Below are 14,544 nucleotides of genomic sequence, written 5' to 3'. Positions count from 1 at the left end.
GGCGCGGGCGCCCGCGCTGCCGCCGCGGCGACCGCCGCCTGGAGCGCCGCCCCCTCGGCGAGGAAGCCCGGCTCGATCTCGTACGCGAGCTCCCCGAGGATGCAGGAGTCGTCCACCGGCTCGGCGCCCATCTCCCGGAGGTGCGCGAGGGTCTTCACCTTGTGGAGGAGCCCGTTGGGATCGGCGTCGGCGCCGAGCACCTTCAGGAACCGGACCGCCGGCTCGAGGGCGTAGCTCCGCCCCCGGCCCTCGCCTGCGAGGAGCGTCATGACGTTTCCGACGAAGTCGATCTTCCCCTGTTCGGCCCAGCCATCGAGCATCGCCTGGGAGACGAAGAGCAGACCGCCCATGGCTTCTTCCAGGACCCCGCGAATCTCACCGGAACGCGCCGCTCCAGGCGGGCGTTCGGCGGACACGGGATCGAAACTACCACGCCCGACGCGCTGCTTGCCACCACCGGAAGTCGCGGCTATCTACTCCGCCCCGGAACCGACCCAAGGAGCGTGCGCATGGCATCGAACGACGTCGTGATCCTCAAGGACTCCACCTTCGAGCAGGAGGTGCTGAAGAGCGAGACCCCCGTGCTCGTGGACTTCTGGGCCGTGTGGTGCGGCCCCTGCAAGGCGATCGCGCCCGTCGTCGACGACCTCGCGCAGAAGTACAGGGGCAAGCTCAAGGTCGCCAAGATGGACGTGGACGAGAACCAGGTCGTCGCCCAGCAGTACGGCATCCGCTCGATCCCCACCCTGCTCTTCTTCAAGGGCGGCCGTGTCGTCGACACGGTGATGGGGAGCGACAAGACCAAGCTCGAGGAGGGCGCGCGCAAGGTGGTGGGGTAGCGCGCGCGACACGCGCTCTCCGTGCGCCCCGTGCCCGTCACCGTCACCGGCTTCTGCGTGACCCGTGAACCGCCTCCCGTGGCCCGTCGCCCGTTGCCCGTGAGCCGACGGATCTCCTGATCCGACGGACGGATCGACGGGCCAGGGGCCAGGGGCCACGGGAGCCGGGAGCCGGCCACGGGGCTCGGTGACGGTTCACGGGCACGAAGCACGGGTTCGCGTACGGGTGCGGGTTCGCGTGCGGCACGCCACGCACGTTCCCGTGCTCCGTCACCGTCACCGGCTTCTCCGTGACCGTGATCCGCCTCCCGTCGCCCGTGGCCCGGACACCCGTGCTCCGACGGATTCACGGGCCATGGGACACGGGACCCGGGAGCCGGGCACGGGGCTCGGTGACGGGCACGGGCACGGATCACGGGCTCGAAGCGGGGGCAGCCCGCGGCTAATTCACGAACCGCCTCATCCCGATGTTCGCGAGCAGGCCGACCGCCGTGTAGATGACCAGCACCGACGAGCCGCCGTAGCTCATGAGCGGGAGCGTCACGCCGACGACGGGCAAGACGCCGATCACCATCCCGACGTTGATGAACACCTGCCAGAACAGCATCCCGGTGAGCCCCACCGCGAGGAAGTGGCCGAACCGGTCGCGCGCGTTCCCCGCGATGTCCACCGTGCTCGTCACCAGGGCGAAGTAGAGCGCGAGGAGGAGCAGGCACCCGACGAACCCGTGCTCCTCCGCCCACACCGAGAAGATGAAGTCGGTGTGCTGCTCGGGCAGGAACAGGCCGTTGGTCTGGGTCCCCTGCGCCCAGCCCTTCCCGAGCGCCTGCCCCGATCCCACCGCGATCATCGACTGCCGCGCGTGGTAGCCGGCCCCCTTGGCGTCCGCCCCCGGGTCGAGGAACGTCTCGACGCGCTTCTTCTGGTAGGGCTTGAGGTGGGGGTAGACGAGCACGGCGCCCACGACGCCGATCCCGGCGAGGAGCGCGAGGGTCTTCCACCGCACCTTGGCGAAGAGGATCTGGGTGAACCCCACCGCCATGACGATGAGCGCGGTGCCGAGATCCGGCTGCTTCAGGATGAGCAGCGCCGGCAGCAGGATGATGCCGAACGGGAGCAGGATCCCGAAGAACCCGTAACCGTCCTTCCGCTTCTCCGAGTCCGCCGCGAACCAGCTCGCGAGGGCGAGGGCGACGGAGAGCTTCGCCAGCTCCGAGGGCTGGAAGTTCACCGGCCCGAGCGACAGCCAGCGCCGCGCGCCCATGACGTGCCGGCCGTGCACCATCACGAGCAGGAGCAGGACCACCACCCCCGCGTAGAACGTCCAGGCGAGCCGGTGGAAGGCGCGGTAATCGACGAGGGTGACCGCGAGGGCGACGCCCGCCCCGACGCCCATCCACCACGTCTGCGAGATCCAGACCGGCGAGTGGGCGCTCCGCGACGCGGAGCCGAGGTTCCAGATCCCGATGGCGGAGATCGCGAGCACGACGAACGCGACGTGCCACGGGAAGTGCGCGAACAGCCGGCGCTGCGGCGTCCCCGCGAGCGAGACGTCAGGCGCCATGAGAGGCCCTCCCCACCGGAGCGACGCGCGCCCCGAGCTTCGGCTGCTCCTGCGCCGCCGGCTGCTCCGGCGCGGCCGGCGGTGCCGGCGCCACCGGCGACCGGGCGGGCGGCGGCGATGCCGGCGCCACCGGCGACCGGGAGGGGGGCGGCGTGGCCGCCGGGGCCGTCGCCGGCGCGGCCTGGGGCCCGCCCTGCCCGGCGTCCTCCTTCTTCAGCTCGAGGTACCGCCGGATGAGCGCGAGCGCCGTCGGCGCCGCGTTCGACGCCCCGAACCCGGCGTGCTCGTTCAGCACCACCACCACGATCTCCGGATCCTCGGCCGGGGCGAACGCCGCGAACCAGGCGTGGTCGCGCTCGAAGTACGAGACCTGCTCCGCCCTGAGCCGCTTCGCCCCCAGCTTCACCACCTGGGCCGTGCCGGTCTTCCCGGCGACGGTCACGGGCACGTCCTTGAGCTCCTTGAGCCGCACGAAGTTGCCCGTGCCGTAGGGCTCGTTCACGGTGGCGAGGAGGCCGTCCATCACCGCCTTGCGCGTGGAGGGCTGGATGTCGAGGGTCCCCCGGACCTCCGGGCCGAACGACTTCAGCTCCTTGCCGTCGGCGTCCTCGACCCGGAGCACCACCTGCGGCCGCCAGATCTTCCCGGTCGCGAGGGCGCCGTAGAGCACGAGCTGCTGCATCGGCGTCACGTTCACGTCGCCCTGGCCGATGGAGAGGTTCACCGCCATGCCGCGCTGGTAGCCGCCGGGGATGTGCTTGTCGTGCCAGGCCGCGTCGGGGATGACGCCCGGGATCTCGCCGGCGATGTCGAAGCCGGTCGGCGCGCCGAGCCCCGCCTTGCGGGCCCACTTGGCGATGTTGTCGGCGCCGAGGAGCGCGCCCGCCTGGTAGAAGAACACGTCGCAGCTCGCCCCGAGCGCGTGCTCGAAGTCCACGTAGCCGTGGCCGGTCTCCTTGTCGCAGCGCCACCGCGCCGCGCCCATCGAGAAGTGGCCCGGGCAGAAGATGCTGGTGTTCGGCTTGTAGACCCCCTCCTCGAGCGCGGCGATGCTCGTGACGCTCTTGAACGTCGAGCCGGGGTGGTAGTGCTGCTGGATCGCCCGGAACAGCTCCGGCTGCAGGGGGTCGGAGTGGATCGCGGCGAGCTCCGCGGCGGTGATGCGGCCGGACATCTTGTTCGGGTCCGGGGCCGGCCGGTCGACGAGGGTGAGGAGGAAGCCGGTCTTCGCGTCCATGGCGAGGACCACGCCGGCGGTCCCGGGGAACGTCTGCTCCGCGAACTCCTGGAGCCGCCAGTCGATGGAGAGGACGAGGTTGTTGCCGGGCGTGCTCGGGACGACCCGCTGGTCCTCGGGGATGAGGTTCTCCGCGTCGCCCTTGCGGCGCCCCTTGGCGTCCACCGGGACCCGCTCCTTGCCGTCGACGCCGCGCAGATCGCGCTCGTAGCGCCGCTCGAGGCCGCGCCGGCCCACGTAGTCGCCGAGCAGGTAATGGCCCTGGGGTGAGCGCGAGTCGTCGAGCTCGACGTTGAGCCGCTTCAGCTCCTCGGGGCCGACCTCGTTCATGTAGCCGATGAGGTGCCCGCCGAGGCCGGCGAAGCGGTAGTTGCGGTGCGGCACCGCCTGGACGTCCACGCCGGGCAGGTCCATCTGCTGCGCGAGGTACTGGTCGAGCTCCTCGCGGGTGATGTCCACCCGCACCGTGAACGCGCGGAAGGGCTCGTTCCTGCGCGCGTTCGCGAGCGTCGCCCGCGCGCGCTCCAGCTCGTCTGACGAGAGCTGGAGCATCGTCCCGAGCCGGCCGAGGATCTCGTCGCACTGCTTCCCGCAGAAGTACGGCGTGAGCATCACGTCGTACGACGGCCGGGAGTCCACGAGGACGCGCCGGTGCCGGTCGAGCATCAGCCCGCGATCCGCGGGGATCCGGAGCTCCTTCACGAAGTTCTCGTCCGCCAGCTCCTTGTACTCCTCGCCCTGGACGAGCTGGAGCTGGTAGAGCCGCCCGAGCAGGACGACGAACGCGAGGACCACGATCCCCGTCGCCCACGCGAGCCGCGGCTTGAACTCCTTCTGCGCCGCCCCGGGCGCGCTGGGAGGGATGATCGACATGGCCTAGTGGATGAGCCCCGGCTCCTCGCGGTGGAACAGGCGGTCGATGCGCCGCATGCCGGCGAGGACGAGCGGGGCGAGCGCCCCGGTGAGGAGGGCCTCGACCACCACACGGCTCGCCAGGACCGGCCCGGGGGCGGCCTCCGGCGCGCCGGTGTAGCCGAGGAGGAGCAGCGCCCCGAGCGAGAGCACGAGGGCGCCGACCGCGGAGAGCGCCGCGAATCCGGCCCGGCTGCGAACGTCCACCGCGGCGTTCGTGACGCGGGCGAGGACGAACAGGAGCACGGCGAGGAAGGTCATGAGCCCCTTCGGCGAGCCGGACACGACGTCGAGCACGTACCCCACCCCCGCGGCGCCGACCGCGCCGTCCACGATCCCCCCGTAGAGGCCGAGGTACACGATGCAGACCGCGAGGAGCGACAGCGAGAACGCGCCGCCGCCTACCCAGCGCAGGAAGGCGGCCTGCACCCCGGCGAGCAGCAGGGCGAAGGCGACGTGGGCGAGGGTCTTCACGGCTTGTCGTCCGGCGCGAGGGCGGAGCGAACGCCTCTGTCGGCGCCCGGCGCGGACGCCGCGCGAACGCCCTTGTCGGCGCCCGGCGCGGACGCCGCGTGGACGCCCTTCTCGGCGCTCGGCGCGGACGCCGCGTGGACGCCCTTCTCGGCGCTCGGTGCGGGCGCGGCGCGAACGCCCTTGTCGGCGCTCGGCGCGGACGCCGCGCGGACGCCCTTCTCGGCGCCCGGCGCGGGCGAGGCCCGAACGCTCTTGTCGCCGCCCGGCGCGGACGCCGCGCGAACGACGCCTTTGCCGACGCCCTGCGCGGGCGCGGGCACCGCGCCGACGTCCTTGCCGGCGCCGGCGCTCGACGCGAGGTCGGGACCCCGGAGAGCACCTTCGTCGGCGGGCGGCTCCTCGGGGGGGATCTCCCAGGAGGTCACCACCAGCGCCTCCTCGACGCGGGTGACGTCCACCGCGGGGATGACGCGCGCCTCCTGGAAGAGGCCGTTCGCGCTCCGCCGGAGCTGGGTGATCCGACCGACCGGGACGCCGCGCGGGAAGACGCCGTCCGTCCCGGAGGTGACGAGCTCGTCCCCCTCGATGATGTCCTCGGTCCGCAGCGCGTAGTCCAGCTTGCACGCGCCGGGCTTCCCGAGCCCCCGCACGTTGGCGCGCGCCCGGGTCCGATCGACCCGGACCGCGATGGAGCTGTTGCGATCGGTGAGGACCAGCACGTCGGCCGCGTGATCCGACACCTCGTGCACGCGGCCCACCACGCCGTCGGCCGTCACCACGGGCATCATCCGGGCGATCCCGTCCTTCGCGCCGCGGTCGAGCGTCAGGATCTGGAGCCCGCTCGGCGCGAGCCGGACGCCGATGATCCGCCCGCCGAGGTACGAGCGCGACGGCGTCCCCTCCGCGAACGACAGGAGGCGCCGGAGGCGCTCGTTCTCCTGACGGTCCGCCTCGCGCTGGAGCCGCTCGAGCTTGAGGAGGTTGTTCTCGCGGGAGAGCTCCACCGCCCGCTCGCGGGCGTACCGGAGCCCGACGTAGCCGCGCCAGCCGTTCAGCGTGCCGGTGACCGCCCACCCCACCGCACGCTCGATGGGGACGGTCAACTTCACCACGGCGCGATCGACGCGCGAGCGCTCGCTCGCCTTTTTCGCGTGGGCGAAGAAGACACCGAGCGGGACGAGGAGCAGGACCGCGACGAGGATCAGCTCGCGGTACCGCTTGAGCAATGACAGCACGGACTCTCCGGGGACGCGGACAGGGCCAAATTCCCTTGCATTTTAGCGCCTGTGGGCTAGGGTGTTCAACCTTCCGGCGCCCCGTCCCTGCGGAGGGCGCCCGACCATAACAACCCGGAGCACCGGTTCATGCTCGACAGCCTTCGCGCCTCCAAGGGCGGTCTCATCACCTGGATCTTCCTCGGGGCGATCATCGTCGTGTTCGTCATCTCGTTCGGCCCCGGTTCCTTCTCGAAGGGCGGGGCGGGCTGCGGCGGGACGCCTGCGTACGCCGCCCGGGTCAACGGGGTGGTGGTCCCAGTTCGGGACTTCGAGGAGCAGGCGAACCGGCTGAGCCAGTTCTTCGCGCAGTTCGGACAGGATGTCACGGGCCCAGCCGCGGTGGAGATCCGGAAGCGCGCCCTGGACGCCGTGATCGAGCGCGCCCTGGTGATCCAGGAGGCGCAGCGCCGCGGCCTGGTCGTGACCGACGCCGAGATCTCGGCCGAGGTGCGCCAGATGCCGCAGTTCCAGGAGAACGGCCAGTTCCGGTTCGACCTCTACGAGGATCTCGTGAAGCGGTCCTACGGCTCGCCCGCGCGGTTCGAGGCGGCCCTCCGGGAGCAGCTCCTGTACGACCGGATGCTCGCGGCGCTCGACGAGACAGTGAAGGTCTCCGACGCGCAGGCGAAGGCCGCGTGGAGGGCGACGGCCGACAAGGTGACCCTCACGTACGTGCGGTTCCCGCTCACCGCGGCCCAGGCGGAGGTGAACCCGTCGGACGCCGACGTGAAGGCCTTCGCCGGCGCGCACGCGGCCGAGATCGACGCCTTCTACAAGGCGAACCCGGACCGCTTCGACCAGAAGAAGAAGGCGCGCGTGCGCCAGATCCTCGTGCGGGTCGCCCCCGGGGCGCAGTCGGCGGACGACGCCGCCGCCCGGGCGAAGATCGAGGCGGCCCAGGCCCGCGTGAAGAAGGGCGAGGACTTCGGGAAGGTCGCGCGGGAGGTCTCGGAGGATCCGAACACGAAGGACCGGGGCGGCGAGGTCGGCTTCGTGTCCGAGGCCACGTTCGACGAGGCCTTCGCGAAGGCGGCGCTCGCCCTCGAGAAGGGGCAGGTCTCGGACCCGGTTCGGACCGCGGCCGGCTGGCACCTCATCCAGTCCGAGGAGGTCGTCCCCGCGCGGCAGGTGTCCCTCGACGCCGCCCGCCCGGAGATCGCGCGCGAGCTCCTCGCGAAGGAGCGCGCCGGCAAGCTCCTGCGCGAGAAGGCCCAGGCGGCCCTCGACGCGGCGCGGAAGGGCAAGCCGCTCGCGGAGCAGTTCCCGAAGGCGGACAAGCAGGTGAAGATCGGCGGCGCGCCCGTGGTCGCCGAGGACGCCGGACCGTTCGCCCCCAGCGCCGCGAGCCTCCCCGGCGTGGGCGCGGTGCCCGCGCTCGCCGCCGCCGCGGCCGCCGCGAGCACGGGGGAGGTCCTCCCCCAGGTGTACGACACGCCCGCGGGGCCGGTGATCGCGGTGGTGAAGCTCCGCGAGCGCCCGGACGACTCCGCCTTCGAGGCCCAGCGCGGCCAGCTCACCGCGCAGCTCCGCCGACAGAAGGAGGGCGAGGCGCGCGTCGCGTGGCTGCAGGAGCTCCGGTCCGGCGCCCGCGTCGAGGAGAACCGCGCGCTGCTCGGCGTCGCGAGCGCCGCCCAGCCCGAGTAGGGGGGGGCGGTCGCCCTTGTCGCCCCGCCTCGTCCTCGCCTCCCAGAGCCCGCGGCGACGCGAGCTGCTCGCGCAGCTCGGCGTCGCCCTCGAGGTGCGCCCGGCCCACGCCGACGAGAGCGTCCGCCCCGGCGAGCCGGCCCGGGCTTACGTCCTCAGGGTCGCCCGGGAGAAGGCCCGCGCGGTCGCGGGGGACCTCGTCCTCGCGGCCGACACCGCGGTCGTCCTCGGCGGGGAGATCCTCGGCAAGCCCGCGGACGCCGCCGACGCCGCGCGGATGCTGCGCGCGCTCTCCGGCACGCGCCACGAGGTGCTGACCGCGGTCTGCGTGCGGCGCACCTCCGGCCCGCTCGGCGTGGACCTCGACGCCGTGGTCGCCTCCGAGGTCCGCTTCGCGCGGCTCACGCCCGGGCAGATCGCCTGGTACGTCGGGACCCGCGAGCCCTTCGACAAGGCGGGCGCGTACGCGATCCAGGGGGCGGGCGGCGCCTTCGTGGAGGCGATCACGGGGAGCGTGTCCAACGTGGTGGGGCTGCCGCTCGCGGAGACGGCCGAGCTGCTCCACCGGGCCGGCTTCCCCCTCCCCTGGGAGGACCGGTGACCCCGCTCGCCGAGCGGCTCCAGGCGATCCGCGCCGGGATCCCTCCGGGCGTGACGCTGATCGCGGTCTCGAAGACCCAGCCCGCGGAGGCGATCCGCGAGGCCTACGCGGCGGGGCAGCGCGACTTCGGCGAGAACTACGCCCAGGAGTGGCGGGGCAAGGCCGAGGACCTCGCGGACCTCGCGGACCTCCGCTGGCACTTCATCGGCGGGCTCCAGACGAACAAGGTGAAGTACCTCGCCGGGAAGGTCGCCTACGTCCACACGGTGGACCGGCTCGAGCTGGCGCAGGAGCTCTCGCGCCGGTTCGCCGGGAAGGGCGCGGTCGCGCGCGTGTTCCTCGAGGTGAACGTGGGGGGCGAGACCTCGAAGGAGGGGTGCGCCCCGGAGGAGGTCCCTGCCCTCGCCCGCGCGGTCTCGTCGCTGCCGGCGATCGAGGTGGTGGGCCTGATGTGCATCCCGCCCCCGAGCGAGGACCCGCGGCCGCACTTCCGGCGGCTCCGCGCGCTGCGCGACGAGCTCGGCGTCCGCGAGCTGTCCATGGGGATGAGCGCCGACTGGAAGGTGGCGATCGAGGAGGGGGCGACCTTCGTCCGGATCGGCACCGCGATCTTCGGGGCGCGGCCGAAGCGGTGAGCGAGGCGGGCCTCGGGGCCGAGGCACGTCGCCGTGATCCGTGCCCGTGAGCCGTCACCGATCCCCGTGCCCGGCTCCCGACTCCCGTGTTCCGTGGCCCGTCGATCCGTCGGATCACGGTCGGACCACGGGTAACCGGGCCACGGGACGCGGTTCACGGGGCACGCACAGGCCGGTGACGGTGACGGGCACGGGTTCGGGTTCGGGTTCGCGTTCGGGTTCGGTCACAGCTCCTTCAGCCTCAGCCGACCCTCCTCGCTCACGTGGACCCGGAACTCCTGGCCGCAGTAGTAGCAGCGGACCTCGTCGCCGTCGCCGAACGCGTCGTCATACGGGTTGTTCGCCGAGCAGTCGGGGCAGTCGAAGTCCTTGAACCGGCGGCGCCGGCCGGCGGAATCGCCCGCCGCCTCGTCGTCCTCGTATCCCGCGTCGAACGGCATGTGACCTCCGCGCCGCGAGGGCGCCCGGCGAGCGTAGCTCAGGTCTCCGCGCCGCGCGAGCCGGCGAATCGTGTACGCACGCGGCCTCGCCGGCGGCGGCGTGGCGCCCCGCCCCCGGCGCGCTATGCTCCACTGCGTGACGCTCGCCGCGCTCACCGCGCTCGCGCTCGCAGCCCGGCCCTGCGGGCTTCCTCCCGTCGCGCCGGGGCCCCTCCCCTGGACGGGCGGCGAGGCGCTCACCTACGACCTCGAGCTGCTCGGCGCGGTGAAGGCGGGGACGCTCGAGCTGGCCGTCGAGCCGCCGCTGTCCGGCGGCCGGATCGTGCCGCTCAAGGCGCGGGCGAAGACCGACTCCTCCATCGCGAACCTGAAGCGCATCGCGGCGGTCGCGCTGTCCTGGGTCGATCCGGCGACCCTCCGCCCGGAGCGGTACCGCGAGGAGGCCCAGGAGAACGGCGTCCACAAGATCGGCGACGCGCGGCTCGCGCCGCCGTCCCCCCAGGTGACGATCGCGTACGAGTCCCGGGGCAAGCGGAGCGTCGCCACCTACGCCCGCCAGGGCGAGGTGCTGGACGCCGTCTCGACGGTGTACCGGCTGCGCGCGGCGCGGCTCGCCCCGGGGGACGCGTTCTGCTTCGATCTCGTCGCGCGCGGGCGGTACTGGCACGTGCAGGCGACGGTGGCGCGGCGGCCGGAGAAGGTCCAGACGCCCCTCGGACGCCTGGAGACGCTCCGGATCGACGCGTCCGCCCACCCGGCGAACGCGCCGCCCGGCACGGCGCCCACCGAGGTCCACCTCTGGATCTCCACCGACCCGGCGCGGCTGCTGGTGGCCGCCGTCGGCGAGGTGGACGCCGGCCCCGTGAGCGCGACGCTCGTCCGCACGCGGGGGACGCGCCACCGGTGACGGCGCCGCTCGGCGAAAAACGAAAACGGCCCCCGCAGGAGCCGTCCGACCGCCGCCGCGCCGAGCCTCGCGCTAGATCAGGCCGCGCGAGCGGCGCAGCAGCTCGACCGTCTTCTGGTACTCGACGTCCCAGGCACTCGTCCCCTCCTGCAGGTGCTTGAGGCGGGCGCGGGCCTCGCGGTCGATCTCGTCGTCCACGTCGAGGTGCTTCTTGAAGATCTGGAAGACCTTCTTCCGGAGCGAGTTGTCCTCGGCGTAGACCTCCTCGACGTTCCTCGAGATGAGGAGGAACTCGATCATCTGCCCGATGACGTACTCGATCCCCTCCTCGCCCATCTTGAAGCCGCGGACGTCCGCCATCTCGCGCTTCACCTGATTGAACCGCGAGTGATCGTAGCCGCGCCGCTCCAGGGCCTCCCGGGTCGCCGCGTTCACCCGCTCCTCGGCGGCGAGGTACTCCTTCATGATCGCCGCCATGTCCATCTCGGCGTCGCCGATGCGGAGGGTCTCGACCTCGATGTCGCCGTCCTGCATCAGGGTCTGAACGACCTCTCGGGCGATCGTCGGGATGACCTTCGGGTAAAGCCGCATGGAGTGAGTCCCTCGCGTCGACGGTACGGTCCGCGCCGCGGGCCGTGTCAGAGCCGGTGCGAAGACCGCAGGAGAAAAGGTATCGCCGTATAAACCCCGCTTGCCGAAAGTAGCAAGCGAAAACGACCACATCTGGCATGTTCCATGCGTTTGACCGGCTGGGCACCGGCCCCCGTGGGCACGCCCCCTCACGGATGCTCTGCCGCGGGTCCCGGCGGCGGCCGCTCGCTCCGGTCGGCGGCCCCCTTCACTTCCTCCAGCCGCCGGGCCCACCGGGCTCCCGCGCCCTCGGACGAGGCCGAGGACGGCGCCCTCGCGGGCACCGCCCTCGGCGCCGACGGCGCGAGGTTTCGCGCTACGTCGTGTAGATCTTCATGACCTCGGCGAGGAGCTTCAGCGCCTCCGCCTTCGGGCGCTGGAACGCGTTCCGGCCCATGATCGAGCCGAACGCGCCGCCCTCCTTCAGGCCGCGGATCTCCTCGAGCACGGCGTCGGTGCCCTTCGCCTCGCCGCCCGAGAAGATCACGATCCGCTTCCCGTTGAAGGCGCTCTGGACGACGTGGCGGACGCGGTCGGCCAGCGTCGCGATCGGGATCTTCTGCTCGTCGTAGACCTTCTTCGCCTCGGCGAGCTCCACCAGCGCCTTCGGCGGCTTCACCTTGATGATGTGCGCGCCGAGCTGCGCCGCGATCTGGGCCGCGTACGCGGCGATGTCGACGGCGGTCTCGCCCTCCTTCGACACGCCGGCGCCGCGCGGGTAGCTCCACACCACCACGACGAGGCCGTGCGCCTTCGCCTCCTCGGTGAGGGCGCGCAGGTGCTCGTACTGCGCGTTCCGCGCGTCGGACGCCGGGTAGATCGTGTACCCGATCGCGGAGCAGCCGAGCCGCACCGCCTCCTTCACCGAGCCCGTCACCGCGGAGATCGGCGCCCCGCCGAGCTTCGAGAGCGAGTCGGAGTTGTTGAGCTTCAGGATGAACGGGATGCGGCCCGCGTACTTGTGCGCGACCGCCTCGATGAAGCCGAGCGGCGCCGCGTACGCGTTGCAGCCCGCGTCGAGGGCGAGCTGGACGTGGTACTCGGGATCGTATCCGGCCGGGTTCTTCGCGAACGACCGCGCCGGGCCGTGCTCGAACCCCTGATCGACGGGGAGGATCACCATCTTCCCCGTCCCGCCGAGCCGGCCGCTCATCAGCATCCGGCGAAGGTTGGCACGGGTCCCCGGATTGTCGGATTCGTACCAGGACAGGATCTGCTCCACGCGCTCGGTCGTGGTCTCGGGCATTTCGTATCTCCCCTCGGGGTTCGGGTTCGAGTCTAAGGGACGCACCAGCTCGAAGTCGCCGCAATCTAGAGAGTCGCCGCCGAGCAGGGCAAGCGGAAAAGCCGGCGCCCGGCCGCCTGGACGATCGGTCCGGGTTGGCCTCCGCTCCGCCGCTGCGCACATTGGGGGGAGAGCACCCGAAGGGAAGGCGAACATGGCCCGAGGTTTCGGCGAGCCCCCGGAGCGCAGCCCGCAGGCGATCCTGTCCGAGGTGGAGTACCCGATCTCCCGCGACGATCTCGCGTTCGCCGCGGCGGAGGCGGACGCGCCGCAGGACGCGATCAACTTCCTCCGATCCCTGCCGGACCGGATCTACACGAGCCCGAACGACGTGCTGCGTGAGTTCGGAGAGGCGAGCGCGCGCTTCGGGATGTTCTCGACGCAGGTCCGGCACCGCGGGAACATCGGGAAGGAAGCGACGGAGATCGGCTCGACGACGCGCCATCCTTGAGGCGGGCTGGACGGCGGGCTCGCGCCGCCCCGTGAACGTCATCGGCGTGGCGGCGGATGGCAGCGCGAGAGGTAACCGCACCCGTCGGCCCGGCAGCGTGCCTCGTCGCGACCGAGGGCGGCGGGGGAGCGCTCGCCCCCGCCCTCGAGCGCCTCGCGGGCGAGCCGCGGGGCGCTCCGGGCGAACCGCTCGAGCTCCTCCGCGGCCGGGGTGACGTCCACGGCGCGGTGATCGCCGCGGAGGAACTGGAGGCGCGCCCGGACTTCCTCGCCCGGATGGGCCCGGGACGCGGCGAGCACGTACGCGAGGAGCTGGAGGCGGTAGCGCTCGGCCGCGCCCGCCCGGGGCGTGGCGTACTTGTAGTCCACCACCGTGAGCCCCTCCCCGCGGCGCCCGCGCACCAGGGCGTCCACCGCGCCGACCAGGTACACGTCCGGCGGCCCGTCCCCCTCCAGCCGGAGCAGGAACGGGACCTCGCGCTCGACTCGCCCCTCGCGCGCCGCGACCGCGAGCGCCCGCCCGGCCGGAGCCTCCGCGAACCGGGCCACCTCGGCGAGGATCTTCCGGACGCCGGGCGCCTGCGGATCGTACCCGCGCCGCGCCGCGGCCGCGGCGAGCTGGGCGCGCCGCTCGAGCGGGGGCGCGCCCAGGTCGGCCTCGGCGAGCATCGCGTGGGCGAGCGTCCCACGCGCCGTCGCGCGGCCGGGGTCGTCGGCGGGCGGCGCCCCCGAGGCGCCGCGCGGCTCCGGCACGCCGAGCACGCGCGCGTAGAGATGACGCCGCGGGCAGCGGGCGTACTCGGCGAGATCGGTGACGGCGACGCGGAGGGCCGGGACCGGCGCGCGCGGCGCGAGCGTGGGGATCGCGATCCATCCGGCGGGCGCCGGGGCGACGGCGGACGGGCCCTCGAGCGGCGTTCCGGCGGCGGCGAGGGCGGCCTCCTCGACGGGGATCCGCCGCGCCAACTCCGGCCGCGCCGCGAGCGCGGCCTCGACGAGCCCGCGCCAGGACTCGGCGCCCTTGGAGGCCTCGCCGGACAGCACGAGATGGTCGCGGGCGCGCGTGAGCGCCACGTACAGCAGGCGGCGGGACTCCGCCGCGGCCGAGCGCCGCTCGGCCTCCCGCGCCGCGCGCACCGCGGACGTCTCGACGAACTCCTCGGCGGCGGGATCGTACAGCATCGCGCAGAGCCGGCCCTCGGCGTCGAGGAGCGCCCGCCGCCCGTCGGCGCGCGCGCGCGCGCCGAGGTCCGGCACGAAGACCACCGGCCACTCGAGCCCCTTCGCCTGGTGCACCGAGAGCAGGGCCACGGCGTCGGCCGCCTCCAGCTCCGCCTCGGGCTCCCGCGGCGGGCGCGCCGCCTGCGCGCGGAGGTGCGCGGCCAACGCGGCGGCGTTCGCGCCGTCGTCGGCGAACCGCCCGGCGAGCGCGAGCGCCTTCTCGAGGTTCACCGCGCGCCGCTCGCCGTCCGGGCCGGCGAGGAGGACCGCGTCGAGGTCCAGGGCCTCGACGGCGCGGGCGAGGAGCGCGTCCACCGGCAGGCGATCGCGGAGCGCGTGCAGGTCGCGGAACGTGGAGAGGAAGCGGAGGAGGCGAGACCACTCGGCGGTCGGGATCGCCGTCGGGGCGGGGGGCGGGGTCGGGGGTG

15 protein-coding genes are annotated in these 14,544 nt (G+C 73.2%); 6 read left to right on the top strand and 9 right to left on the bottom strand.

Translation table 11 applies throughout. The features are described from left to right. On the bottom strand, positions 1-350 hold a 350-nt coding region (locus tag MNZ27_RS21110; protein ID WP_242396063.1), incomplete at its 3' end, for a hypothetical protein. Between the two features lie 159 nt (positions 351-509). Here MNZ27_RS21110 and trxA point away from each other — a divergent pair. Continuing rightward, a complete protein-coding gene (gene trxA, locus MNZ27_RS21105) occupies positions 510-839 on the top strand; it encodes a thioredoxin (RefSeq protein WP_242396062.1) in 330 nt (109 codons plus the stop codon). A 442-nt stretch (positions 840-1,281) separates the two neighbouring features. Here trxA and rodA read toward each other — a convergent pair whose 3' ends face one another. The 4 genes from rodA to mreC are packed head-to-tail and all read right to left on the bottom strand — an operon-like array spanning position 1,282 to position 6,261. After that, positions 1,282-2,403 carry a rod shape-determining protein RodA gene (rodA, locus tag MNZ27_RS21100; protein WP_242396061.1) on the bottom strand — a complete coding sequence of 374 codons (1,122 nt, stop codon included), beginning with the start codon at positions 2,401-2,403 and terminating at the stop codon, positions 1,282-1,284. Then, entirely contained in the window at positions 2,393-4,513 is a 2,121-nt protein-coding gene (gene mrdA, locus MNZ27_RS21095; protein ID WP_242396060.1) for a penicillin-binding protein 2, read from the bottom strand. The genes rodA and mrdA overlap by 11 nt, the downstream gene beginning before the upstream one ends. A gap of 3 nt (positions 4,514-4,516) precedes the next feature. Beyond that, positions 4,517-5,026: a hypothetical protein gene (locus MNZ27_RS21090; protein ID WP_242396059.1), complete on the bottom strand. Its 510-nt coding sequence runs from the start codon at positions 5,024-5,026 to the stop codon at positions 4,517-4,519. After that, positions 5,023-6,261 (bottom strand): rod shape-determining protein MreC, encoded by a 1,239-nt coding sequence (gene mreC, locus MNZ27_RS21085; RefSeq protein WP_242396058.1) that lies wholly within the window; start codon positions 6,259-6,261, stop codon positions 5,023-5,025. The genes MNZ27_RS21090 and mreC overlap by 4 nt, the downstream gene beginning before the upstream one ends. A 129-nt stretch (positions 6,262-6,390) precedes the next feature. On the opposite strand from mreC, the gene MNZ27_RS21080 reads away from it, so the two are divergent. From MNZ27_RS21080 to MNZ27_RS21070, 3 genes are read left to right on the top strand one after another with little or no spacing between them, the layout of a single operon-like run. Next, positions 6,391-7,947, top strand: coding sequence for a peptidylprolyl isomerase (locus MNZ27_RS21080; protein WP_242396057.1), 1,557 nt, complete (start codon positions 6,391-6,393; stop codon positions 7,945-7,947). A 16-nt stretch (positions 7,948-7,963) separates the two neighbouring features. Further along, positions 7,964-8,548 (top strand): Maf family protein, encoded by a 585-nt coding sequence (locus MNZ27_RS21075; protein ID WP_242396056.1) that lies wholly within the window; start codon positions 7,964-7,966, stop codon positions 8,546-8,548. After that, positions 8,545-9,183: a YggS family pyridoxal phosphate-dependent enzyme gene (locus MNZ27_RS21070; protein WP_242396055.1), complete on the top strand. Its 639-nt coding sequence runs from the start codon at positions 8,545-8,547 to the stop codon at positions 9,181-9,183. Before MNZ27_RS21075 ends, MNZ27_RS21070 begins: the two co-directional genes overlap by 4 nt. Positions 9,184-9,407: 224 nt before the next feature. Here the strand turns inward: MNZ27_RS21070 and MNZ27_RS21065 are convergent, their stop codons facing one another. After that, positions 9,408-9,623: a hypothetical protein gene (locus MNZ27_RS21065; protein ID WP_242396054.1), complete on the bottom strand. Its 216-nt coding sequence runs from the start codon at positions 9,621-9,623 to the stop codon at positions 9,408-9,410. 136 nt (positions 9,624-9,759) lie between these two features. Here MNZ27_RS21065 and MNZ27_RS21060 point away from each other — a divergent pair, with 136 nt between their 5' ends. Beyond that, positions 9,760-10,530, top strand: coding sequence for a DUF3108 domain-containing protein (locus MNZ27_RS21060; RefSeq protein ID WP_242396053.1), 771 nt, complete (start codon positions 9,760-9,762; stop codon positions 10,528-10,530). A 72-nt stretch (positions 10,531-10,602) separates the two neighbouring features. Here the strand turns inward: MNZ27_RS21060 and MNZ27_RS21055 are convergent, their stop codons facing one another. Continuing rightward, complete coding sequence (locus MNZ27_RS21055; protein WP_242396052.1) at positions 10,603-11,121, bottom strand: DUF507 family protein; 519 nt, start codon at positions 11,119-11,121, stop codon at positions 10,603-10,605. A gap of 355 nt (positions 11,122-11,476) precedes the next feature. Next, the gene (locus tag MNZ27_RS21050; protein WP_242396051.1) at positions 11,477-12,406 is read right to left on the bottom strand and encodes a class I fructose-bisphosphate aldolase; all 930 of its coding nucleotides are present in this window, start codon (positions 12,404-12,406) and stop codon (positions 11,477-11,479) included. 193 nt (positions 12,407-12,599) lie between these two features. On the opposite strand from MNZ27_RS21050, the gene MNZ27_RS21045 reads away from it, so the two are divergent. Beyond that, positions 12,600-12,896, top strand: a complete 297-nt coding sequence (locus MNZ27_RS21045; protein WP_242396050.1) for a DUF2795 domain-containing protein — start codon at positions 12,600-12,602, stop codon at positions 12,894-12,896. A gap of 38 nt (positions 12,897-12,934) precedes the next feature. Here MNZ27_RS21045 and MNZ27_RS21040 read toward each other — a convergent pair. Beyond that, a partial coding sequence (locus MNZ27_RS21040) for a PD-(D/E)XK nuclease family protein (RefSeq protein WP_242396049.1) occupies positions 12,935-14,544 on the bottom strand: 1,610 nt, incomplete at its 5' end.

This window comes from Anaeromyxobacter oryzisoli, assembly GCF_022690765.1.
GTDB lineage: Bacteria > Myxococcota > Myxococcia > Myxococcales > Anaeromyxobacteraceae > Anaeromyxobacter > Anaeromyxobacter oryzisoli.
This window is presented reverse-complemented; position numbering and strand designations above follow the sequence as displayed.

What these genes read in the sequence shown, in the direction of transcription:
- rodA (WP_242396061.1), bottom strand. Translation starts at nt 2,403, where the DNA reads ATGGCGCCTGACGTCTCGCTCGCGGGGACGCCGCAGCGCCGGCTGTTC.
- mrdA (WP_242396060.1), bottom strand. Translation starts at nt 4,513, where the DNA reads ATGTCGATCATCCCTCCCAGCGCGCCCGGGGCGGCGCAGAAGGAGTTC.
- trxA (WP_242396062.1), top strand. Translation starts at nt 510, where the DNA reads ATGGCATCGAACGACGTCGTGATCCTCAAGGACTCCACCTTCGAGCAG.
- MNZ27_RS21050 (WP_242396051.1), bottom strand. Translation starts at nt 12,406, where the DNA reads ATGCCCGAGACCACGACCGAGCGCGTGGAGCAGATCCTGTCCTGGTAC.
- MNZ27_RS21045 (WP_242396050.1), top strand. Translation starts at nt 12,600, where the DNA reads ATGGCCCGAGGTTTCGGCGAGCCCCCGGAGCGCAGCCCGCAGGCGATC.
- MNZ27_RS21055 (WP_242396052.1), bottom strand. Translation starts at nt 11,121, where the DNA reads ATGCGGCTTTACCCGAAGGTCATCCCGACGATCGCCCGAGAGGTCGTT.
- MNZ27_RS21065 (WP_242396054.1), bottom strand. Translation starts at nt 9,623, where the DNA reads ATGCCGTTCGACGCGGGATACGAGGACGACGAGGCGGCGGGCGATTCC.
- MNZ27_RS21080 (WP_242396057.1), top strand. Translation starts at nt 6,391, where the DNA reads ATGCTCGACAGCCTTCGCGCCTCCAAGGGCGGTCTCATCACCTGGATC.